Below are 22,285 nucleotides of genomic sequence, written 5' to 3'. Positions count from 1 at the left end.
CTGGCGACAGGGAGCGCCGCACCCTGCGGCGCCGCAGATGTCGCACCCGCCAGAAGCGGCCAGGCCGGGCGCCGTACATGTGGGAGTCTCGGCAACCCGCGGCGAAGCCGCCGATGCGGGCCTCGGCTGACGTTCATCGCCCCTGCTTCAGCGGGCGTCATCCAGGCGAGTGGAGGACGGCGGGATGTCCCCGGCCTTCGTTGGCTTCACGCGGAACCCGTAGGCGCCCACCCGGCCCGACGCGAGGTCGACGGCCACGAGCTGGCCGACGCTTACGGTGTTGGGATCATCGGCGCGCCGCAGGTTTCGCCGTTCATCGCGGCGGCCATAGAGGACGATGGACTCCTCGCCCGGCAGGACCGCCTCCAGCGCCTCGATCGGCAGATCGGCAGTCCAGACCACACGGCCCGCTGGCCCCGCGATGCGGGTCAGCCGCAGGTGGCCTCCCTTGCCCAACCGATCGCGGTGAAGCACCAGCACGCTGTCGGGCTGGCGCAGGAGGATGGGCTGGTCGGTGCGATTGTCGGACAAGAGGCCGGCGTGCAGGAATTCCGGACTTTCGGGCAGCGGCGCGAAGTTCGCGTACTCCGCTCGCGGGCCGAAGAAAGTCTGCCGCTGAACGATCTCGGCCGACCACAGGCGGACTCGCGGGTGGCCGGAGGGGTCGATCCCGCCGATGGCCCTGTTCGTGAGGAACGTCCGAGCCTCGGCCTGATCCAGCAGGCCCAGCCAGCGGCGACCGATGTCGAGTCCGCGTTCGTAGAAGGCATAGGTTCCGACGCCGCCCGAGATCCGGGCGGGAATGCCGATGTCAGGCGCGGGTTGGGGCTTCTCAGGCGCGGCGACGAACTTCAGTCCCGGCCCGGCGAGCCGCCATGCGCGGCCGTCGGCTGCCCAGAAGGACAGCCCCGCAGTGTCGAAGTGATAGTACTGCGCCTCACTGGGCAGCAGGCCGCGGAGCGCCGGGTTCGCCGCCTCGATCGCTGCCGCATCCGCCACCAGGGCGCCATCCGTGGGCGAGAATCCCGCAAGGCGCCTGCCGTCCAGGACCCAGATCACACCGCCCTGCGCGCCGAGCAGGGTGCGCCCGGAATTGACGCCCTTGCGCTCCTGCAGGACCCGCCGCCGCCACAGCGGGCGAGCGTTCCTCGCATCGAACGCCCAAAGGTCCACCAGCAGATCGGTGTGGGTCACCGAATAGCCGGAGCTTCCGCGACCGCTCCCGCCGTAGCGCCGCTGATAGGTCTTCCACTGGCTGGTCAGGATGAAGACGCGATCGCCATCCGTCGTGGCGAGACGAAGAGGCGCTCCCGACATGTCGGCCGTGCTGGCGACAAGGTCCTGCCGCGCCAGGAAGGCGACAGCGCCGCTGACGAGCGCGACCAGGACAAGGATGACGGCGGCGAACGCCAGGATCTTCCGCCCGCGTCGGGGAGATTTCGTTACGATCGTTTCCCGCATGGAGCGCCTCCGGATGGCAGCGGATCACGGCGCGCGGACGCTGGGAAGCCCTGCCAGGGTCGGCGCTATCCCGAAGCCCGGCAGGCTTTGATTTCCGACGGCCTCGGCCGCGACGTCGGTGCCTCGAACACCGACAGGTAGCCCACGCCGCCCGCCATGGAGCGATGCGAAAGCTGGCGGTAGCCGACGGCCTCGAACTCGCACTTCAACAGGGCCGGCGGCATGCCGTGGGCGCCAGGCGCTCGGTCGAGATCGATCACCCCGACCCGCGCGCCGGGTTTGAGCGCCGTGGCGAGGTTCCACAGCAGCGCGTAGGGGCTCTCGATCTCATGGTACATGTGGACCAGCACCGCGCGGTCGATCGAGCGGGGCGGAAGCTTGGGATCGTCCGCCTCGCCCACCACGATGCGGATATTGGTCATTCCCCGCCGTTCGGCCTCCCGGCGCAGGCCGGAGATGTAGGCCTCGACGATGTCCTCGGCATACACGACGCCTTTCGGCCCGACGGCGGGCGACAGGCGCAGGGTGTGGTAGCCCGATCCCGCACCGATGTCGGCCACCGCCATCCCGGGCGCGATCTCGAGGCCGCGGATGAGCTGGCCGGACTCGTCGGCTGCGTCCCGGTCGGGGCCCGAGGACCATTCGGGCGCCACGATGCCGGCCACCGGCCGGTCGGGCGCCGGGAAGCCGCCTTCCAGCCGGGCAGGCTCGGGCGCCGGAACAGTCTGACCCGAGCTGGACGGCGAGCAGGCGGCCAGCCCCAGGGCCGTCAGCAGGGCGAGACGAACACGCATCGTCCCAAATCAGCCGAAAACCCGCGCCCGCGCCAGCCCCGTCGTACGGGGGTGAAACGGAACGGGAACGTGCTATAGCGACCTCATGGCCGATGCTGCGGGCCCGCCCGCCGACCTGCTGCCGCCCAAGTTCCAGGCCTGGTTCGATGGCCGGGGATGGAGCCCGCGCGCGCACCAGCTCGACATGGTCGCCAAGGGCCGCGCCGGCCGCGACGCTCTGCTGATCGCGCCCACAGGCGGCGGAAAGACGCTGGCTGGCTTCCTGCCCAGCCTGATCGAGATCGCCGAGCGGCCGCCGGCGAACACGCCGCGAGGTCTGCACACCCTCTACATCTCGCCGCTCAAGGCCCTCGCCGTCGACGTCGAGCGGAATCTCAACGCGCCGATCCTGGAGATGGGACTGCCGATCGTCGCCGAGAGCCGCACGGGCGACACCGGGGTGGCCCGCCGCCAGCGGCAGCGGGTGAAGCCGCCCGACATCCTGCTGACCACCCCCGAGCAACTGGCGCTGCTCTGCGCCTGGGAGGGCGCGAGGGCCTATTTCGAGGACCTGCGGTGCGTGATCCTGGATGAGATCCACACGCTGCACGCCAGCAAGCGCGGCGATCTGCTGGCGCTGGATCTGGCCCGCCTGCAGCAGCTTGCGCCGAACATGCGCCGTGTGGGGCTGAGCGCGACGGTGGATGACCCGGAGGTCATCAAGGCGTGGATGGCCCGGCATGGCGAGAGAGCGGCGGACCGGCAAGGAACCGCCAGCGTCGACCTGGTCCGCGGCCCGCCGGGCGCCGAACCGGTCGTCGACCTGCTGCTCTCGGAGGGGCGCGTGCCCTGGGCCGGCCACACCGCGCAGCACGCCATGGCCGAGGTCTATGAGACCATCAAACGCGCCCGGATCGCGCTGGTGTTCGTCAACACGCGCTTCCAGGCGGAGTTCGCGTTCCAGGAGCTGTGGCGGCTGAACGAGGACGCCCTGCCCATCGCCCTGCATCACGGCAGCCTCGCCGCGGAGCAGCGGCGCAAGGTCGAGGCCGCCATGGCGAGGGGCGAGCTGCGGGCGGTAGTCTGCACGTCCACCCTCGACCTCGGCATCGACTGGGGTGACGTCGACCTGGTCATCCAGCTCGCCAGCCCCAAGGGCGCCTCGCGGATGGTGCAGCGGATCGGCCGGGCCAACCATCGGCTGGACGAGCCCTCGCGCGCCCTGTTCGTCCCCGCCAACCGCTTCGAGATGCTGGAATGCCAGGCGGCGCGTGAGGCGATCGCCGAGAACCGCCTGGACGGGGACCCGCCGCGGATCGGCGCCCTGGACGTCCTGGCGCAGCACGTCATGGGCTGCGCCTGTTCCGAGCCGTTCGACATGCTGGCGCTGTACGAGGAGGTGCGGTCGGCCGGGCCCTACCGCGACCTCTCCTGGGAGGATTTCGAGGCCGTCGTCGATTTCGTTTCCACCGGCGGCTATGCGCTGAAGACCTACGACCGCTTCCGACGCATCGTGCGCCTACCCGACGGGCGTTGGCGGGTGCGGGACCAGAACGTGGCGCAGAGGCACAGGCTGAACGTCGGGGCGATCGTCAGTCCCGCCATGCTGGCGGTTCGGATGGCCATGAGGGGCAACCGCGGCGGCCGAAAGATCGGCGAGGTCGAGGAGGGCATGCTGGAAATGCTCGACCCCGGCGACACCTTCGTCTTCGCGGGCCAGGTGTGGGAGCTCGTCGCGGTGACCAACCTCGACGTCCTGGTGCGGCCGGCGAACCACAAGGATCCCAAGATGCCGTCCTGGGGCGGCTCGAAATTCGCGCTCTCGACCTATCTCGCCAAGCGGGTGCGCCAGCTGATGTTCGACGAGACTCACTGGGCGGTGCTGCCGGGCGACGTCCGCGAGTGGCTGGAGATGCAGAAGGACCGGTCGCTGATCGTCCGCGAGGACGAGATGCTGCTGGAGACCTTCCCTCGCGGGAAGCGGAACTTCATGGTCGTGTACCCCTTCGAAGGGCGGCTCGCGCACACGACCCTGGCCATGCTGCTGACCCGGCGGCTGGAGCGGCTAGGGGTCGGTCCGCTGGGGTTCGTCTGCAACGACTACGCCATGGCGATCTGGGCGCTGAAGCCCATGGACGGGTTGGATTTCGACGAGCTCTTCGCCGAGGACATGCTGGGCGACGACCTGGAAGCCTGGCTGCAGGAAAGTTTCATGATGAAGCGGGCCTTCAAGGGCTGCGCGATCATCGCGGGCCTCATCGAACGTCGCTTCCCGGGCGAGCAGCAGAAGACGGGCCGACAGATCACCTTTTCGACCGACCTGATCTACGACGTCCTGCGCAAGCACGAGCCGGACCACCTGCTGCTGCGCTGCGCGCGGGCCGATGCGGCGACCGGCCTCATCGACGTGGCCCGGCTTGGCGACATGCTGGCGCGCATCCGCGGCCGGATCCGGCATGCGGCGCTCGACCGTCTCAGCCCCTTCTCGGTGCCGATCCTGCTGGAAATCGGCAAGGAGCGGTCCCCCGGAGACGCCGCCGAAATGATCCTCGCCGAGGCCGAGGCCGAACTGATCGCAGAGGCCATCGCGTGAACGACGTCGCTATCCCCTTCCGCTACGCCTTCGCGGCCAGCGACTGCGGCGGTCTGAGGCTGCAGGTGAACGGGAGCGAGGTGACGATGCGCGCGTCCGGCGCGCTGTGGCTGGCGAGCGAACGGGCCCTGGTGGTGGCTGATCTGCACCTGGAGAAGGGCAGCGCCTATGCCGCCCGCGGCCAGATGCTGCCCCCCTACGACACGCGCGAGACACTGGCGCGGCTGCGGGCCGAGGTTGCTACCCTGGCGCCGGCAGTGGTGATCCTGCTGGGCGACACCTTCCACGACCGGCGCAGCGAGGAACGGCTGGCCCCCGATGACGCGGCGGAGCTTCGCACGCTGGCGGCTGGACGGGCGCTGGTCTGGGTGGTGGGCAATCACGACGCCGACGGTCCGCGCGCGCTGCCGGGCGAAACGGCGGACGAGATGATCCTCGGCGGCCTCGTCCTGCGCCACGAGCCGCGCCCTGGCTTGCGGCCTGGCGAGGTCGCCGGCCACCTTCATCCAGCCGCCCGGGTCCGCGCGCCACGCGGGACGCTGCGCCGGCGATGCTTCGTCACCGATGGGGAGCGGATCATCCTGCCCGCGTTCGGAGCCTATGCGGGAGGGCTCAACGTGCGCGACGCGGCGTTCGCCGGGATGTTCGCGCGGCCGCCGTTGGCGGGCGTCCTGGCCATAAGCCGGGTACGCGCCATCAGCTGGCGGCAGATGGAAGTGGATTGAGCGCAGACCATCAAGGCGTCGGCGGACGCAGAGCGGTCACTCCAGCCTGTCAGCCGTTCATGGCCTTTTCGAGCGCAAGCGCAAGCGAGACGCCGGCCGCTCCGGTGACCGACGTCGACAGGATCGGGTAGCGCGACGGGACGTCGGGTGTCTGGTGATCGAAGAGCCACTGGATCAGGAAGGCGCCGATGAAGCCGGCCAGGATCCAGGTATCGGGCGCCCGGCCACGCGCCAGCAGGACCACCAGGGCGGCGACCGCGCAGAGAGCCGAAAAGGCTTGTCGCATCCATCGCGGCCGAGGCTCGCGGGTCTCGAGTCCCCAGCGGACACCGCCGAGGAAAGACAGCACCACCGCCGACCACGCCAACAGGGTGGTCAGGGCGGCGGAGTGCCAGTGGCTCGGACCGTAGGAATAAACGATCGCCGACGCCGGAAACGGCGACAGCGCCAGGAGGGCGATCACCCAGAGGGCTACGGGCGTGGTCTCATCCGAGGCGGCAGGCCGCACGTCATCCATGAGCAATCAGTCTCTCCGGAATGCCGCCGAGGCCGCCCACCCGGCCGCAAGCGCAAACGCCATGGCGGCCAGACCGTAGGACCATGGCCTCTTATGCGCCCAGACGTAAAGGGCCCGCTCGATGCCGACCTTCTCGACCGTCAGGGTGCGGGTGCGGCGCGACACGGGCTTGCCGTCCTGGAACAGGAGGATGTCGGCCTGGTAGACGCCGGTGGGCGCGCCAGTCGGAAGCGCGATCTCGGCCCGGAAGAGCCCCCGGTCCACGAAGCGCACGCCTCGGCCGTCCTCGTGGTACAGGCCCGACTTCTCCTTCAGCCGAACAACCGCCCTGCGCCAATCGTAGTAGTCGGGTCCCAGGCGGCTCACGACGACGTCTCGGACGCCGTAGCGGGTCTCGATCCGCTGCTCGGCCGGCGCGTTGATGGCCAGATGGTCGACCCCGGCGCCAAGGCGGCGCAGGGTCGAAAACGTGGCGATCTCCTCGAGCGGCCGATTCGAGGCGGCGCGGTAGAAGCCCGGCGCACCCTGGAAGACCACTGGCCGGCTGTTGAGCCACAGGCCCATAACCTGCTGCTTGCGGGCGATACGGACCGGTTGTTCGGGACCGCGGACCAGGACCACCACGTCGGCGGGTCGCGCCTTTGTGTCGAACACCGCGCCGTAGAGCACGATCCGCGCGCCGCGGAAATCGGAGCTCACCTTGACCGTGGTGTCCGTGAGCGCCGCCGAAACCGCCGGAGCCCCCGCTGGCGGGATCACGTTCGGGGCGGGAAGGTCGAGCGGCATCACCCGCCAAGCCCCGACATCAGGACAAAGGGCTCCTCGGGCGCGAGGATGACGTCCAGCCCCATCCGAAGGCCCACCAGGAGAACGATCAGCGCCAGGACCGCCCGCAACTCCTCCGCGCGGAACCGGGCCGAGGCTCGGGCGCCGTACTGGGCGCCGACGATGCCGCCCACGAGCAGGAGGCTAGCCAGGACGATATCCACCGTCTGGTTTCGGCCTGCCTGCAGGACACCGGTCAGCGCCGTCGTCACGATGATCTGCAGCAGGCTGGTGCCCACGACCACGCTGGCCGGCATACGGAGTACGTAGATCATGGCCGGGACCAGGATGAACCCGCCGCCGACGCCCATGATCGCCGAAAGCACGCCGACGAACCCGCCCAGGACGAGGGGAGGCAGGACGCTGATGTAGAGGCGCGAGCGCGGGAACCGCATCTTGAACGGCAGGCCATAGAGCCAGACCGGCCGACGGTCGCGGCGCGGCGGTTGGGGATCGCCACGGCGACGGCGCAGGATCGCTCCCAGGCTCTCGGTCAGCATCAGGCCGCCGATCACGCTCAGGAACAGGAGATAGGAAATCGCGACGATAAGGTCCGCCTGCCCCAGCAGGCGCAGCCAGCGGAACAGTTCGACGCCCACGAACGCCCCGATCACGCCCCCGATCGCCAACACTAGGCCCATTCGCAGGTCCACCGCGCGCCGGCGGCTGTAGGCGATCACGCTCGACATGGACGAGGCCGCCACGTGGTTGGCCATGGACGACACCGCCACCGGCGCCGGGATGCCCAGGAACACTAGGATAGGGGTCATCAGGAAGCCGCCGCCGATCCCGAACAGGCCCGAGATGAAGCCGACCAGCGCGCCGACCGCCACCAGCAGCGGTGCGTTCACCGAGACTTCCGCGATGGGGAGGTAGATATCCACGGGCCGCGCCTACGACCGACCCGCCGGCCGCGTCAACGCTGCGAGAGGTGCAGCGGGGGGCCGCCAGCGTTGTCGCGGCGGTACTCGGCGAGCGCGCGGTCGTAGGCGACGCTGGGCCGGCCGTCGATGGGGCCCGTGTAGTAGCCCAGCCGCGCCAGCACCATCTGGGTCTGCCGCACGTTCATCGAGACCCCGGCCAGCGCCGGCGGGGTGCTTGCCGGCGCTGGCTTCGCCGCCGCCCTGGGTTGGGTCGCGGGCGACGGCTTGGGGGTCAGTTCGGCGAGCGCGCGACGCGCCTCGGCGTCGCCCTTGGCGGCGGCCTGGGCGAACCAGCGCCTGGCGCGGGTGAGGTCGCGCGGAACGCCCGAGCCAGACTGGTAGAGAAGGCCCAGATTGTATTGGCTCTCCACCACCCCGGCCTCGGCCGCCTTGGTGAACCACCGCGCGGCGCTCTCGAGATCCTGCGGCCCGCCCTCCCCTCGGAATTCGTAGACGCCGAGGTTGTGCATCGCTTTCACGTCGCCCTTCTCTGCCGCCATCGCCGTGAAGCGCCGGGCCTCGGCGGGATTCTGCGGCAGCCCCGCCTCCCCGCTGTCGTAGAGCTGGGCAAGATAGAGTTGGGCTTCGGCATGGCCGGCCTCCGCCAGGCCCTTGAGCTGGCCTATGGCGCCGGGCGCGCCAGCTTCCACGTCCGCCCGGATCGCCGCGAACGTCGACTGCGGAGCCTGCGCAATCGTCGACGCGGTCGGCGATGTCGTCAGGCTGGCCGGTCCGAGGGCCATCGACGCCCGGGGGGCTGGGCCGATGGGGGCGGTCTCGGCCTTGTCCGCAGCGTCCTGGCTCTGCATGAGCGTCAGGCCCGCAGCGCCGACGCTGAGGAACGCCGCGCCGCCTGCGATCATCAGCGCCGTCTGGAGCGCGCTGTTCTGAGTCCGCCCCTTCTTCGGCCGGAAGCCGTTGAAGAACCCGCCGGTCGCGCGGGTCTTGGCCTGCAGCTTCTTGATCGCCGCCGCGCCCTCGTGGATCTCCTGGGCGCGCGCTGCGGCCCGGGCGCGCTCGATCACTTCTCGGGTCGACAGTTCGGCGCCCTTGGCCGGCGCCGGCGCGAAAAGCTCCTCGTCGACCTCATCCGGGAGGGGAGCGAAACCCTCCCGCGGTTCGGATGGAGCAAGGTCGGGACGGCTCCACGACGGCCGCGTCTCACTCTCGACGTCCGAGACGGACTCGGCCCGCGCCAGGAGCTCAGGCCCGAAGGCCGCGGCGATGCGCGCCTCCGGGGCTGGCGCCGCCTTCGAGACCGCAGGTTCCGGTTCGGGCTCGGGCGGGGGCCCCAGCTCTCCCAGAACATGCTCGACCGCTCCCTCGGCCACGGGCGCAAAACTGTTGGCGCCGGCCGCAGCGACCGGTTCCACTGCGGGCGGCTCCGCTGCGATCGCGTCTGCGACGTGACGCTCGGATACCGCCAGGCGATCGGCCAGCGCCCCGGTGACCTTCGAGAGCTCTGCTTCCAGACGTTCGAAAGCCTGAGCCTGGGTCTGCTCAGCGCGCCCCAGTCGCAATTCGACAGCGCCGGCGATCCGGGCGACCTCGCTGCCGACCTGATCGATAGCCTCGGCGCCGCGTTCGTCGACCTCGGTCAGCTTCTTGCCGACCGCTTCGGCCATCGAGAGCACCTGGCGGCCGATCTGCTCCACAGCGATGGCCGATCGCTGCTCCGCGGCCCGCACCTGTTCGGTCAGTTCGGCGAAGCGGGCCTCCAGGCCTCCGCCACCCGCCGCGGCGATCTGCTCGGCCATCTCGGCCCGCGCCGCCTCAACCCGATGGGTAAGGACCTGGGCTAGGGCTTCGAACTTCAGATCGACCTGGGGCGAGTCCCCGCCTTCGACGTCGCTGAGGCGCCGATCCAACGCCGCGAGCGAGCCGGTGAGTTGGTCGAGGGCCGCCGCGGTCCGGGACTCGGCGGCCGCCAGACGCTCGCCCAATCGCGCCAGCACCGTCTCAACAACTGTCTCGGGCTCGACCCGGGCAAGCCGGGATTCCAGCGCGCGCAGCGCCTCGGCAGATCTGGGCCCTGCCGGCTCGGCCTCCAGGCGGCGGAGTCGCTCTCCGAATTCGCCCTGCTCAGTCGAAACCTGACCGAGCAACCCCTCCAGCCGCGAGGTCGCGGCCTGCTGTTCGCGCTCGGACGTTTCGATGCGCGCCAGAGCCTGTCGGACGGAGTGTTCAACGCCAGAAATCGCCAGGCCGGTCCGCGTCTCAGACGCTTCGATCCGATCGGTGAGGCGGTCGAGCGCAAACGCCACGCGGGCGAGGTCGGGGCCGGCCGCGACGGGCGCAAAGCTCTGTGAACCGATGGTCCGGAACCGGGGCTCGATCCGGTAGGGCCGATCGCCGAACTGAGCCTCGGCGGTCACCTCTTCGGGGACATCGTCCTCCAGGATCACCCGATTCAGCCATTCGCCGAGCGTCATGCCGGAGCGCCGGGCGAGGTCCTTCGCAACCTCGCGGGCCTTGGGGTCTATCCCCTTGACGCTCCAGGGAGCCCCCGCGCTCATCCGAATCGCATCTCCGCTCGCAGGAAAGGCTATCGGCCGATTCCTGGGGTGTAAACGAACGCTTAACGCTAGATGTAGTGGCGAAGCTCGGTTCCTGTGGATGCCTTCGGCCACCTGCTGTAGGGCCGTGGTCGATGGACGCCCGCACCCTCCTTGCGCTCAGCGCCGGCTGCGCAGCCCTTGCCGTGTTCGCAGGCTGGCGTGGCGCGAAGCCGCCAAATCCGCTGAAGGGCCCGCGGATGATCCCCTGGCGGTGGCTGATGGTGGTCAGCGCCACCGCGGCCGTCCTGCTGTTCAGCCTTTCCGAGCAGGCCGCCGGCCTGCGCCTTCCAGGGCGCTAATCCAGCTTCTTGGGGCGCTTGGCGAGGCCGGCGACGCCGCCTGAAGCCAGCAGGCTGGCGTCGGCCATCACCAGGGGAATGGCCCACTTGTACGGCGCGGCGATGTACCGGGGCTGCCAGATCGGATCGTACTTGTCCTTGTAGTGGCGGACGCCCTGGAAATTGTAGAGTTCTTCGCCCCGCTCGTAGATGAGCCGCCCCACCCGGCTCAGCGCCGGAGCCAGTGGTCGATCGTCCAGCCCGGAAAGCGGCGCCTGTCCGAAGTCGAACGCCGAGTAGCCCTGGGCGCGACCCCACTGGATCAGCTCCACGAACAGATAGTCCATGATGCGCGGCGGTCCCTCGGTCACGTACCGCATGAGATCGATGGAGAAGACCGAGCGCGAGGCCACCGGCCACAGCGTGGCGAAGGCCACGATCTGGTCCTGCCAACGGACCAGCGCCACGGGAAACTCCTGAACATACCGCGGTTCGAAGCCGCCCAGAGAGAAGCCCTTCTCCCCGCCGGCATGGGTCTCAAGCCAGGCGTCGGACACACGCTTCAGTTCGGGAATGAGCGGGCCGACGTCCGACGGCTGGACGATCTCGAAGGTCGCCCCCTCCTCCCCGGCCTTGCGCCAGGCGCGCCGGATCTTGCCGCGGCGAGTGCCCTCCATGGTGTAGTTCTCGATGGGCGCGACCGCGGCTTCGCCCATCTTCTGGATCGCGAAGCCCAGTTCGACGACATCCGGCAGGTCGTCCGGCTCAAGGTTGTAGAACCCGGGCCGGGCGGCGTGGGCGTCGGCAAGCTCGCGGAATCGCCACATCAGCTCGAGCCGCTCGTCGCGCCTGCCGACCACCGACCCCAGGGCGATCCAGCTTCGCCCGCGGACCCCGAACATCAGGAAGCTCTCGCCGGACGCCGAAAAAAGGAAACGCTTGTCGCCGAGGAGCGCCAGGTTCGACGTGGGACGGGAGAGTTCGGCGGCGGCCAGGATCTTCCGGACGCGCTCGAACTCGGGATCCTCCTCGCCCACGATCGGCGGCTTGGCGGCGGAGCCCAACAGCCGCCAGACCCCGAAGGCCAGCAGGGCGATCGCCGAACCCGCCCAGGCCCGAAGCGACCGGGCGGCGTCCTCGTCGACCATCACCTGCCACCAGGGCAGATCGCCATAGTCTGCGTTCTCAAAAGACCACAGGCCGATCAGGCCGGCGCCGATCACGAGACAGGCGGCAGAAACCAGCCAACCCGGCGTCACCTCCATGCGCGAAAGGCGCGCCTTGCGTGGGAAGGCGTGGTGGAAGGGCGCCAGAAGCGCCGCGAGCGCCAGCAGCAGCAGCGTCTCCTCCCATACGAACCCCTTCACGAGACTGAGGGGCGCAGCCACCAGCAGGGTGACGATCGTCGCCGCCCATGCGGCATCGAGCCTTGCCCTGAGGCCAAAGGCCAGCATCACAAGGACAAGACCCAGCACGCTCGAGACGAAGTGGCTGATTTCGATGAGGATCGCCGGCTCGAAGGACATGAGCTTCACGAACCGGGTGGGCATCGATGGCCGCGCGCCGGACGCCAGCAGCAGGACACCCAGCCCGAGCGTCAGGAGCGCGGAGGTCCAGGGCGCGGCGGCAGTGATGGCGGGATGGCGAAGCAGTCGCATCGACCTCTCTATAGCCGGGATCGATGGCGAGGCACTCAAACAGGCGTTTAATCTCGCTTGCTCCTCGGTCGCCCGGCGGTAATCTGGCGACCAGTCCAGATTTGGGAGATCGGTATGGCCGACTTCGGCGGCTCGGAGCTCGACGCCTTCGCGGCGGAGGTTCGCAAGGAACTGGCGGCGATGTACCCGCCTGAACTCAAGGATCCGAAGGCCAAGACCGACTACGAGGCGGTTTGGGGCGGGCGCGCGTTCGCCGGCTCCAACGATCCGCAGATCGTCTGGATGAAGCGGATGGCCGAGAAGGGTTGGACCGCGCCCACCTGGCCCAAGGAGTACGGCGGCGGCGGCCTCACGCCCGCCCAGGCGCGGGTGCTGGACAAGGAGCTGGCGGCCGGCAAGTACCGCCAGCCGCTGGCCTCGTTCGGCGTCTGGATGCTGGGCCCGGTGCTGCTCGAGTACGCCAACGAGGAGCAGAAGAAGGAGCACCTCCCCAAGATCATCGGCGGCGAGATCCGCTGGTGCCAGGGCTACTCCGAACCTGGCGCCGGGTCCGATCTCGCCGGACTGCAGACCCGCTGTGAGGATAAGGGCGACCACTGGCTGATCAACGGATCGAAGATCTGGACCAGCTATGCCGACAAGGCGGACTGGTGCTTCTGCCTGGTGCGGACCGATACGACGAAGAAGCACGAGGGCATTTCGTTCGTGCTGATCGACATGGCCTCGCCGGGCGTGGAGACGCGGCCGATCCAGCTGATCAGCGGCGAGAGCCCGTTCTGCGAGACGTTCTTCACCGACGTGAAGGTCCCGAAGGGGAACCTCGTGGGACGGCTCAACGGCGGCTGGGAGATCGCCAAGCGGCTGCTGCAGTACGAGCGCCAGAACATCTCGGCCGGCTTTGGCGAGGGCGGCTCGGCGGGCGGCGCCTCGGGCGACCTGGCACAGATCGCCCGGCAGTACGGCGCGACAGATGACACCGACCTGCGCAGGCGGATCACCGAGAACAAGATGAACTTCCAGACCCTGCGCCAGACCATCGCCCGGTCGGCGGCGGAGTCGAAGGCGGGGAACGGGCCATCGGCCACCACCTCGATCATCAAGTATGCGGCGGCCGAGTTCGCCAAGGAGCGGTCCGAGCTGATGATCGAGGCGCTGGGCCACCAGGGCCTCGGCTGGGAAGGGCCGGGCTACGAGACACCGGAGATCGTGGCCGTGCGCGGCTGGCTGCGGACCAAGGCCAACTCGATCGAGGGCGGCACCAGCGAGGTGAACCTCAACGTGATCGCCAAGCGGGTCCTGGGCCTGCCCGATCCGAAGTAGAACGAAAGCGGCAGGAGGAGACGGCGATGGCGGACTTCGGATCAGAGGTCGAGACCTTCCGGGCCGAGGCGCGGGACTGGCTGGAGGCCAACTTCCCCAAGGCCCTGGCGAAGGATCCGATGGCGCAGGTCGCCAAGATGTCGGCCCAGCCGGAAAGCGACGACGCCCGCGCCTGGCGCAAGGCCATGGGCGAGAAGGGCTGGGGCGTCCCCACCTGGCCGGCGGAGTATGGCGGCGGCGGCCTGAGCACCGCCCAGACCCGCGTCCTGCATGAGGAGATGGCGAAGATCGGCGCCCGGAACCCGATCGGCGGCATGGGCGTGATGATGTTCGGCCCGACGCTGATCGAGTACGGAACCGAGGAGCTGAAGCGCCAGCACCTGCCGGGGATCATCACCGGCGAGGTGCGCTGGTGCCAGGGCTACTCCGAACCGGGCTCAGGCTCGGACCTCGCGAGCCTTCAGACCCGCGCCGAAGACAAGGGCGACCACTGGCTCGTCAACGGCAGCAAGATATGGACAAGCGGCGCCAACATCGCCGACCGCTGCTTCTGCCTCGTCCGCACGGACACGACGAAGAAGCATGAGGGGATCTCGTTCCTGCTGATCGATATGAAGGCCCCGGGTGTCGAGGTCCGGCCGATCCTGCTGATCAACGGCACCTCGCCCTTCTGCGAGACCTTCTTCACCGATGTGAAGGTGCCGAAGGACCAGCTCTTCGGCCCGCTGAACGGCGGCTGGACGGTGGCCAAACGGCTGCTGCAGTTCGAGCGCGACAACATCTCGGCGGGTCTCGGCGGCGGCAACATCGGCCAGACGGTGGCCATGCCGACGGTGGTCGAGGCGGCCAGACAGTATGTGGGCCTGGGCGAAGACGGGCGGCTGGCCGACGGCGACCTGCGCCGCCGGATAACCGAGCACCTGATGGAGAACCGCGCCTTCCAGCTCACGGTGCGCCGGGCGCAGGACGAGGCCAAGTCCAAGGGGCCGTCCAACGCCGCGGCGATCATGAAGTACGCCGGCGCCAAGATCGCCATGGAGCGGAACGAGCTGCTGATCGAGTCCCTGGGCCACCAGGGCCTCGGCTGGGGCGGCGCGGGCTTCAGCGAGGCCGAGGTCCAGGCCATGCGCGTCATGCTGCGCTCGAAGGCCAACTCGATCGAGGGCGGCACCTCCGAAATCAACCTGAACGTCGTCTCGAAAAGAGTCCTCGGACTGCCTGATCCGAAGTAGGGTTAGAAGAAGCGGTACGAAAGCCGCAGAACCAAGGGAGGACTTCGATGGCCGATTTTGGCGGCGCCGAACTGGACGCCTTCCGCGCCGAGGCGCGCGACTGGCTTGAGGCGAACGTCCCGCAATCGATCCGTGGCGACACGGCGGCGGCGATGCGGTTCGCCGGCGCGGACAAGCCCACCGGCGACCACCTGCTGTGGAAACAGCGCATGGGCGAGAAGGGCTGGGGCGTGCCCACCTGGCCCAAGGCCTATGGCGGCGGCGGGCTCTCGGCTGCCCAGGCCCGGATCGTCAACCAGGAGATCGACCGGATCGGCGCCTATAACCCGATCATGGGCATGGGCGTCTCCATGTTCGGCCCCACCCTGCTGGAATACGGCACCGAGGAGCAGAAGCAGCGCCACATCCCGCCGATCGTGCGCGGCGAGCTGCGCTGGTGCCAGGGCTATTCCGAACCAGGCGCCGGCTCGGACCTCGCAAGTCTTCAGACCAAATGCGAAGACGCCGGCGACCACTGGAAGATCAACGGGCAGAAGATCTGGACGAGCGGCGCGCAGTGGGCCGACTGGTGTTTCTGTCTCGTCCGGACGGATACCTCCAAGAAGCACGAAGGCATCAGCTTCGTGCTGATCAACATGCACCAGCCGGGCGTGGAAGTTCGGCCGATCCGGCTGATCGCGGGCAACTCGCCCTTCTGCGAAACCTTCTTCACCGACGCGCGGGCCGAAAAGGACGACATGGTCGGCCCGCTGAACGGCGGCTGGACCATCGGCAAGCGCCTGCTGCAACACGAGCGCGCCGGCCAGGGCGGAAGCCGGCTGACCGGCGGCGGTCCGAAGGAAGTGGCCGAACTCGCCAAGCGCTACGTCGGCGTCGACGACAAGGGTCGCATCGACGACACCGACCTGCGGATGCGCGTCGCCCGCTACCAGATCGACGCCCGCGCCCATGGCCTGACCATCGAGCGGGCCCGGGCCGAGGCGAAGGGCAACTCCAGCCCCAGCGCCACGACCTCGGTGATGAAGAACTCCTCGACGTGGATCGGCCAGACCCGGGCCGAGCTGTTGATCGAGATCATGGGCCACCAGGGCCTCGGCTGGGAGGGTGACGCCTTCTCGGAGAGCGAACTGGAAGCGGTGCGCGGCTGGCTGGGCGGCAAGGCCTGGACCATCTTCGGCGGCAGCCAGGAGATCCAGAACAACATCGTCTCGAAGCGTATCCTGGGCCTGCCCGACACGACGGCGTCGAGCTAAGGTATTTGCCTTCCCCGTTCACGGGGAAGGGGGACCATCGGCCACGGAGTCGATGGTGGAAGGGGCAAGCGGCGCGCATTGAGGCGCGGCTCGCCCCCTCCACCACTCGCTCTCCGGCGAGCGGTCCCCCCTCCCCCGCTCCGCAGGGGAGGTAGGAATTTTTGAAGAGGACTGATTTCAATGGCTGATTTTGGTGGCGGCGACCTCGAGGCCTTCCGGTCTGAGGTGCGGTCGTGGGTGGAGGCGAATTTCCCCGCCTCGCTCAAGGGCAAACCCAATCCGATGGCGGGCGAGGGACGCGGCGATCCGCTGACCCCCGACCAGGACGCCTGGCGGCGCGCTGTCGGCGAGAAGGGGTGGGGCACGCCCACCTGGCCGGCGGCCTATGGCGGCGGCGGCCTGAACGGCGCCCAGGCGCGGGTGATCCAGGGCGAGTTCGCCCGGGCCGGCGCTTACAACCCGATCGGCGGCATGGGCGTGATGATGTTCGGCCCGACGCTGCTGGAGTACGGCACCGAGGCCCAGAAGCAGGAACACATCCCGCCGATCGTCCGCGGCGAGCTTCAGTGGTGCCAGGGCTTCAGCGAGCCGGGCGCCGGCTCCGACCTGGCCGCGCTCCAGACCAAGGCCGAGGACAAGGGCGACCACTTCCTCATCAACGGCCAGAAGGTGTGGACCAGCGGCGCCCAATACGCCGACTGGTGCTTCTGCCTGGTGCGGACCGACCCGGCGAAGAAGCACGAGGGCATCAGCTTCGTGCTGATCGACATGAACCAGCCGGGCGTGGAAGTCCGGCCGATCCTGCTGATCAATGGCCTCGCGCCCTTCTGCGAGACCTTCTTCACCGACGCCCGCGCCGAGAAGAAGAACCTGGTCGGCCCGCTGAACGGCGGCTGGACCATCGCCAAGCGCCTGCTGCAGCACGAGCGCAGCGGCATCTCGGGCATGGGCGGCGGCGGCATGGGCGGCCCCAGCCTCGTCGACCTCGCCAAGAAGTACGTCGGCGTCGACGAACAGGGCCGCATCGCCGACCCGGACCTGCGCATGCGCGTGATCCGGAACACCATGGAGACCAAGGCCTTCCAGCAGACCGCGTTCCGCGTGATGGCCGAATCCAAGGGCAACTCGGGTCCGTCGGCCGCCACCTCGATCATGAAGAACGCCGGCACCTGGCTCGCCCAGGAGCGCCACGAGCTGACGCTGGAGATCATGGGCCACCAGGGCCTGGGCTGGGAGGGCGACGACTTCGACCGCTACGAGCTCGAGACCGTGCGCGCCTGGCTCTACGGCAAGGCGTTCACGATCTTCGGCGGCAGCCAGGAGGTCCAGTCGAACATCGTCAGCAAGCGCATCCTGGGCTTGCCTGACCTTACGCAAGCGAAGTGAGAGTGCGCCCGAGCGCACCCTCGCCCCATCATTTGAACCAACGTACCGAATTCACGAGGAAGAACTGAAATGGCCGTTCTGACCGAAGAACAGAGCATGCTGCGCGACGCGGCCAAGAGCTGGGTGCAGGAAAAGAGCCCGGTGACCGCGTTCCGCAAGATGCGCGATAGCGGCGCCGAGCTGGGCTACGACGTGGCCGCCTGGAACGAGATGGCCGAGATGGGCTGGGCCGGGGTGATCATCCCCGAAGAGTACGGCGGCTCCAACTTCGGCTACCTGTCGCTGGGCCTGGTCCTGGAAGAGCTGGGCCGCACCCTCACCGCCTCGCCGCTGATCGCCTCGGGCCTGGGCGCCGCCTCGGCCCTGATCCTGGGCGGCTCCGACGCCCAGAAGGGCGAGTGGCTGCCGAAGATCGCCGACGGCTCGGCCGTGGGCGCGTTGGCCGTCGACGAGGGCCCGCACCACCGTCCGGAGAAGGTCGAGACCACCGTTTCCGGCGGCAAGCTGAACGGCAAGAAGACCTTCGTGCTTGAAGGCATGGCGGCCAACGTCTTCGTCGTGTCGGCCAAGGACGGCGGCAAGATCGAGCTGTACCTGGTGAAGGCCGACGCCCCCGGCGTCACCCGCCAGAAGCTGAACCTGGCCGACAGCCGTGGCGCGGCCAACGTCACGTTCGAGAACGTGGCGGTGAGCGACGCCGACAAGCTGTCGGGCGGCGCCGACCTCCTGGAAAAGACCCTGGACCGCGCCCGCGCCGGCGTGGCCGCCGAGATGCTCGGCGCCTCGCTGCAGGCCTTCGACATCACGCTGGACTACCTGAAGACCCGCGTGCAGTTCGGCCAGGTGATCGGCAGCTTCCAGGCCCTGCAGCACCGCGCTGCCAAGATGTTCACCGAACTGGAGCTCAGCCGCTCGGCGGTCGAGGCGGCCCTGACCGCCATCGACAACAACGCCCCGGACGTGCCGGAGCTGGTGTCGCTGGCAAAGGCCAAGATGGGCGACACCTTCCACCTCGTGTCGAACGAGATGGTCCAGATGCACGGCGGCATCGGCATGACCGACGCCCATGACGCCGGCTTCTACCTGAAGCGCGCCCGCGCCTGCGAAGCCGCCTTCGGCAACCAGGCCTACCACCGCGACCGGTTCGCCAAGATCAACGGGTACTGAGACCCGGCTGATCGCTCAGCGATGAGTTGACGGAAACCCCGTCGGTCGAAAGGCCGGCGGGGTTTTTGCGTGGGGTGAGGGGCCAGCCCACCGCCCCCTCCACCACTTCGTGGTCCCCCTCCCCCGTAAACGGGGGAGGTTTTGGGGGTCAGCGCTTTTCGAGGATGCAGAGCGCCTGGCCTAGGTTGCCTTCCGTGACGATCGGGTCGCCGCCGTCGCGGAACTCCACGACCGAAAGTCCCAGGTCTTCGGCCCAGGTCTGGAGGCCGGAGCGGTCGAGGAAGACGTTCGGCGGCGTGTAGACCCGGGCCTTGGCGCTCGCGACCGTCTCGTGGAAGATCTTCATGTGCCAAGGCTCGCGGTACTCGAGGAACGAGAATACGATCCGGCCGCCCGGGTTCAGCACCCGCTTCGCTTCCTCCAGGTACCAGTAGGCCTGCTCGTGGGCGACGTGGGTCAGCACCGAGAAGAAGCAGACCATGTCGGCGACGCCGTCGGTCTCGGGTATGCCGATATGGTCGATGACCTCGAAGCGCCAATCCGGGCGGGCGGCGACGCGGCGCGCGTTGGCGACCAAGGCGGGAACGAGGTCGACGCCAAGGTATCGACCACGCAGGAACGTCGAGAGCGGGCCGGCGAGGCGGCCCGCGCCGCAACCCACGTCGACGAGGTAGCTGTCTTCGCAAAGGCCGTAGTGACGCAGGATCGCGGCCTGCCGGGCGCCGCCAGCGTCCCAGTCACCTCCGATCGCGGTGGCCATGGCCTCGTCGTGCGGAAGGAGGCGCAGCAGGTCGTCGACCATTGCGACATTGACCGCCTTGAGATCGTGGATATCGACGACGCGGCGCGGACGCGCGAACCTCATGGCGAACAAGCGAAGCCTTTGACTAAGGTTCATCCCGCCTCCAACTTCGCCCATGGGTTGTGGTTAAGGCTGTTGAGTCACGGTGTCCAGCGAGGTGAGCCGGCCAGTCATGATCCACGCCACCTGCAACTGCGGTGCGATCCAGGGTGGGCAGAGAAAGCGGTTTTGAGCCTGCGTCCGGTTCTGACGTCTGCCGTCGCTACCCTGCCGGCATGCCCGACGATTCGCGTCCCGCCCGCGAGCGGCCGATCCCGTGGATGGACAAGCAGTCCGGCCACAAGGACACCGCCTTCACGTGGGAGATGGGCGAACTGATCCTGTCGCGGATCGCCGAGGGCGAGACGATGAAGGCGATCACCGCCCATCCGCGGATGCCCGCATACTGCACGGTCTTCCGCTGGATGCAGGTGGTTCCGGAGTTCGGGGCGGCGGTGGACGAGGCGCGCGCGGCTCTGGCGGCCCGGCGGCTGGCGGAACGGGACGCCGTGCGGGCCAAGCGCCGGCGCGGCGACCGGGGCGGGCGGCCCAGCACTTTCACCGGACCGAAGGTGGACCTTGTGTTCGATGGGATCCGCGCCGGCGCGTCGCTGAGCGAGGTGCTGGCCAAGCCGGGCGCACCCTCGACGCGGGTGGTCTACCGCGCCCTGCAGACCTGCCCGGGTATCCGGGAGCTGTTCGTGCAGGCCTGCGACTACCGGGCGGGATGGCTGGAATTCCAGAGCGAACTGGTGGGCGACGCGGTATGCCGAAGGGGGCTCAGCATCGCGGCGGCGAATGCGGAGATCCGGCGGATCATAGGCCGGCGCGGCCGGCTGACGCCAAAACTCTATCGAACGCGGCCGCGATTGAAATCGGATCGCCTTTAGGGGAACTCTTCCGCTCACAATTCGTTGAACGGTGCGGGGCCACCGACGCAGTTCCGCGGCGGCCGGTCACCGTGCCGACTTTCCGGAGGAATGACATGCGTATCACCACTCTCGCCATCTGCGGCCTCGCCGCCATGACCCTGGCCGCCTGCCAGCAGAAGCAGGAAGAGGCCGCGCCGGCCGCCGACGCCGCGGCCACCGCCGCCCAGGACGCCGCCGCCAGCGCGAGCCAGGCCGCCGCTGACGCCGCCGCCGCCGCGGGCGCGGCCGCCGACACGACCGCCGCCGCCGCCACCGATGCGGCTGGCGCCGCCGCCGACGCCGCGAACACGGCCGCCGCCAACGCCAACGAAGCCGCGGCCGACGCCAAGGCCGCGATGACGCCCGAGAAGAAGTAAGCCTAGGTCCACATCGACCGATCGAGCCCCGCCCGCGGCGACGCTGGCGGGGCTTTTTCGTGTGCGGTGCGGAGGCGGATCAGCCGGCGCGACGGTCGCGGGCGGAGGCCTGCGCCACCGCCGGGAGCGCCTGGAACGCCGGCTTCGCCAGCACATAGCCCTGGGCGTAGCGCAGGCCGAGGTCGCGGAGGACTGCAAGCTCGGTCGCAGTCTCGATCCCCTCGCAGACGGCGGTCACGCCCAGCGCCTCGAGCATCCGCAAGGTGTGGTCGACGATGGTGCGGCGGGCGCGATCGGTGTCGATGCCGCGGATCAGGTCCATGTCGAGCTTGACGATGTCGGGCTGGAAGGTGGCCAGGAGGCCGAGGCCGGAGTGGCCGGCGCCGAAGTCGTCGATGGCGGTGGAGAAGCCCATCGCCTTGTAGGTGCGCAGGATGTTGAGGATGTGCGCGGTGTCGAGCACCTCCTGCTCGGTGAACTCGAAGATGATCCGGTCGGTGGGGAACCGGTGCTCCATGGCCGCGGCCAGGGTGGCGCGGATGCAGGCCCGCGGCTCGTAGACCGCATTGGGCAGGAAATTGATCGACAGCTTCGCGCCGGTGGCCGGCAGGTCGAGCTTCGCGGCCCAGGAGATCGCCGAGACGCGGCACTGCTGGTCGAAGGCGTAGCGGTTCTGGTCGGTGACCTGGGCCAGGACCGTGCCGGCCCCCTCGCCCGCCGGCCCACGGACCAGGGCCTCGTAGGCGAATGGGCTGCCGTCCGAGAGGTCGACGATAGGCTGGAAGGCCATCGACAGGCGGCCCGCGAACTCGGAGCCGTTGCGACAGCCATCGCAGGGCGGCGTGGAACCGGGCGCGGGCGAGACAGGTCGGGGCGGGGCCATCCCAGCCCATTGCCACGCTCGCAACTTCGATTTCGTAAAGAAAATCCGTCGGCTGCGGGGTCAGCGACCGCCCAGCATGGCCGCCATGCCGTTCGGCGACAGGATCTCGATCCAGTAACCGTCGGGATCCTGGATGAAGGCGATGCCCTTCATCATGCCCTCGTCCGGACGCTTCACGAACGGCACGCCCATCTGCTCGAACCGGGCGCAGGCGGCGGCGACGTCGGGGACGCTGATCCCCAGGTGGCCGAAACCGCGCGGCTCGGCGTTGCCGTTGTGGTAGCCGGCGAAGTCCGGGTCGCTCTCCGTGCCCCAGTTGTGGGTGAGCTCAAGGGTGGTCTCGCGGGAGAACACGAGGCGCAGGCGCTCGGCCGGATCGTCCGGCAGGGTCTCCCCTTCGCGCATCAGCGCCAGGAAGTAGAGCGAGAACTTCGCCGGCGCGACGTCCAGCTTGTGCAGCAGGGTGAAGCCCAGGACGTCGCGGTAGAAGGCGACCGAGGCCTCGGGATCGCGGATCCGGAGCATGGTCTGGTTGAGGGTGAAGCCGGCGGTGGCGGGATCGCGCATGGTCGCTCCTGGATGATGCGCGGTCTCCCTGCCACGG

At 69.1% G+C, this 22,285-nt stretch carries 20 protein-coding genes; 10 read left to right on the top strand and 10 right to left on the bottom strand.

Going from position 1 to position 22,285, the window contains the following annotated elements; genetic code table 11:
• Positions 1-147 precede the first annotated feature (147 nt).
• The gene (locus DJ019_RS12925) at positions 148-1,461 is read right to left on the bottom strand and encodes a PA2928 family protein (protein WP_111276444.1); all 1,314 of its coding nucleotides are present in this window, start codon (positions 1,459-1,461) and stop codon (positions 148-150) included.
• A 65-nt stretch (positions 1,462-1,526) separates the two neighbouring features.
• The gene (locus DJ019_RS12920) at positions 1,527-2,255 is read right to left on the bottom strand and encodes a class I SAM-dependent methyltransferase (protein ID WP_111276443.1); all 729 of its coding nucleotides are present in this window, start codon (positions 2,253-2,255) and stop codon (positions 1,527-1,529) included.
• 85 nt (positions 2,256-2,340) lie between these two features.
• Between DJ019_RS12920 and DJ019_RS12915 the strand changes: the two genes are divergently transcribed.
• Together DJ019_RS12915 and pdeM are read left to right on the top strand one after the other, a co-directional pair.
• Positions 2,341-4,827 carry a ligase-associated DNA damage response DEXH box helicase gene (locus DJ019_RS12915; RefSeq protein WP_111276442.1) on the top strand — a complete coding sequence of 829 codons (2,487 nt, stop codon included), beginning with the start codon at positions 2,341-2,343 and terminating at the stop codon, positions 4,825-4,827.
• Positions 4,824-5,552, top strand: coding sequence for a ligase-associated DNA damage response endonuclease PdeM (pdeM, locus tag DJ019_RS12910; protein ID WP_240606473.1), 729 nt, complete (start codon positions 4,824-4,826; stop codon positions 5,550-5,552). The genes DJ019_RS12915 and pdeM overlap by 4 nt, the downstream gene beginning before the upstream one ends.
• A 49-nt stretch (positions 5,553-5,601) precedes the next feature.
• Here pdeM and DJ019_RS12905 read toward each other — a convergent pair whose 3' ends face one another.
• The 4 genes from DJ019_RS12905 to DJ019_RS12890 are packed head-to-tail and all read right to left on the bottom strand — an operon-like array spanning position 5,602 to position 10,333.
• Positions 5,602-6,069 (bottom strand): DUF3429 domain-containing protein, encoded by a 468-nt coding sequence (locus DJ019_RS12905; RefSeq protein WP_240606481.1) that lies wholly within the window; start codon positions 6,067-6,069, stop codon positions 5,602-5,604.
• A 6-nt stretch (positions 6,070-6,075) separates the two neighbouring features.
• The gene (locus tag DJ019_RS12900; RefSeq protein ID WP_111276440.1) at positions 6,076-6,855 is read right to left on the bottom strand and encodes a TIGR02186 family protein; all 780 of its coding nucleotides are present in this window, start codon (positions 6,853-6,855) and stop codon (positions 6,076-6,078) included.
• Complete coding sequence (locus DJ019_RS12895; RefSeq protein WP_111276439.1) at positions 6,855-7,778, bottom strand: sulfite exporter TauE/SafE family protein; 924 nt, start codon at positions 7,776-7,778, stop codon at positions 6,855-6,857. The genes DJ019_RS12900 and DJ019_RS12895 overlap by 1 nt, the downstream gene beginning before the upstream one ends.
• A 32-nt stretch (positions 7,779-7,810) precedes the next feature.
• Positions 7,811-10,333, bottom strand: a complete 2,523-nt coding sequence (locus tag DJ019_RS12890) for an SEL1-like repeat protein (protein WP_111276438.1) — start codon at positions 10,331-10,333, stop codon at positions 7,811-7,813.
• A gap of 134 nt (positions 10,334-10,467) precedes the next feature.
• Here DJ019_RS12890 and DJ019_RS12885 point away from each other — a divergent pair, with 134 nt between their 5' ends.
• Positions 10,468-10,674 (top strand): hypothetical protein, encoded by a 207-nt coding sequence (locus DJ019_RS12885; RefSeq protein WP_111276437.1) that lies wholly within the window; start codon positions 10,468-10,470, stop codon positions 10,672-10,674.
• Here DJ019_RS12885 and DJ019_RS12880 read toward each other — a convergent pair.
• A complete protein-coding gene (locus DJ019_RS12880) occupies positions 10,671-12,311 on the bottom strand; it encodes a phosphatidylglycerol lysyltransferase domain-containing protein (RefSeq protein WP_111276436.1) in 1,641 nt (546 codons plus the stop codon). The two genes, DJ019_RS12885 and DJ019_RS12880, sit on opposite strands and share 4 nt — an antisense overlap.
• 114 nt (positions 12,312-12,425) lie before the next feature.
• Here DJ019_RS12880 and DJ019_RS12875 point away from each other — a divergent pair, with 114 nt between their 5' ends.
• The 5 genes from DJ019_RS12875 to DJ019_RS12855 all read left to right on the top strand — a co-directional run bounded on the left by DJ019_RS12875 (position 12,426) and on the right by DJ019_RS12855 (position 18,669).
• Positions 12,426-13,631: an acyl-CoA dehydrogenase family protein gene (locus DJ019_RS12875; RefSeq protein WP_111276435.1), complete on the top strand. Its 1,206-nt coding sequence runs from the start codon at positions 12,426-12,428 to the stop codon at positions 13,629-13,631.
• Positions 13,632-13,657: 26 nt separating this feature from the next.
• The gene (locus DJ019_RS12870; RefSeq protein ID WP_111276434.1) at positions 13,658-14,863 is read left to right on the top strand and encodes an acyl-CoA dehydrogenase family protein; all 1,206 of its coding nucleotides are present in this window, start codon (positions 13,658-13,660) and stop codon (positions 14,861-14,863) included.
• A 47-nt stretch (positions 14,864-14,910) separates the two neighbouring features.
• Positions 14,911-16,116 carry an acyl-CoA dehydrogenase family protein gene (locus tag DJ019_RS12865; RefSeq protein WP_111276433.1) on the top strand — a complete coding sequence of 402 codons (1,206 nt, stop codon included), beginning with the start codon at positions 14,911-14,913 and terminating at the stop codon, positions 16,114-16,116.
• 180 nt (positions 16,117-16,296) lie between these two features.
• On the top strand, positions 16,297-17,502 hold the full coding sequence (locus tag DJ019_RS12860; RefSeq protein WP_111276432.1) for an acyl-CoA dehydrogenase family protein: 1,206 nt from the start codon (positions 16,297-16,299) through the stop codon (positions 17,500-17,502).
• A 69-nt stretch (positions 17,503-17,571) separates the two neighbouring features.
• Positions 17,572-18,669, top strand: coding sequence for an acyl-CoA dehydrogenase family protein (locus DJ019_RS12855; RefSeq protein ID WP_111276431.1), 1,098 nt, complete (start codon positions 17,572-17,574; stop codon positions 18,667-18,669).
• Between the two features lie 148 nt (positions 18,670-18,817).
• Here the strand turns inward: DJ019_RS12855 and DJ019_RS12850 are convergent, their stop codons facing one another.
• On the bottom strand, positions 18,818-19,534 hold the full coding sequence (locus DJ019_RS12850; protein ID WP_165844005.1) for a class I SAM-dependent methyltransferase: 717 nt from the start codon (positions 19,532-19,534) through the stop codon (positions 18,818-18,820).
• Between the two features lie 212 nt (positions 19,535-19,746).
• Here DJ019_RS12850 and DJ019_RS12845 point away from each other — a divergent pair, with 212 nt between their 5' ends.
• Both DJ019_RS12845 and DJ019_RS12840 read left to right on the top strand, forming a co-directional pair.
• Positions 19,747-20,400 carry a terminase small subunit-like protein gene (locus tag DJ019_RS12845; protein ID WP_111276429.1) on the top strand — a complete coding sequence of 218 codons (654 nt, stop codon included), beginning with the start codon at positions 19,747-19,749 and terminating at the stop codon, positions 20,398-20,400.
• A gap of 95 nt (positions 20,401-20,495) precedes the next feature.
• Positions 20,496-20,798, top strand: a complete 303-nt coding sequence (locus tag DJ019_RS12840) for a hypothetical protein (protein ID WP_111276428.1) — start codon at positions 20,496-20,498, stop codon at positions 20,796-20,798.
• Positions 20,799-20,877: 79 nt separating this feature from the next.
• On the opposite strand, the gene DJ019_RS12835 is transcribed toward DJ019_RS12840, so the two are convergent.
• Together DJ019_RS12835 and gloA are read right to left on the bottom strand one after the other, a co-directional pair.
• Positions 20,878-21,681 (bottom strand): EAL domain-containing protein, encoded by an 804-nt coding sequence (locus tag DJ019_RS12835; protein ID WP_111276427.1) that lies wholly within the window; start codon positions 21,679-21,681, stop codon positions 20,878-20,880.
• Between the two features lie 60 nt (positions 21,682-21,741).
• The gene (gene gloA / locus DJ019_RS12830; RefSeq protein ID WP_111276426.1) at positions 21,742-22,248 is read right to left on the bottom strand and encodes a lactoylglutathione lyase; all 507 of its coding nucleotides are present in this window, start codon (positions 22,246-22,248) and stop codon (positions 21,742-21,744) included.
• Positions 22,249-22,285: the final 37 nt, after the last annotated feature.

Origin of the sequence: Phenylobacterium kunshanense, from assembly GCF_003254525.1 — a bacterium.
Classification (GTDB): domain Bacteria; phylum Pseudomonadota; class Alphaproteobacteria; order Caulobacterales; family Caulobacteraceae; genus Phenylobacterium; species Phenylobacterium kunshanense.
Note: the sequence above shows the minus strand (reverse complement) of the source record. Positions and strands in the feature narration are given on the sequence as shown.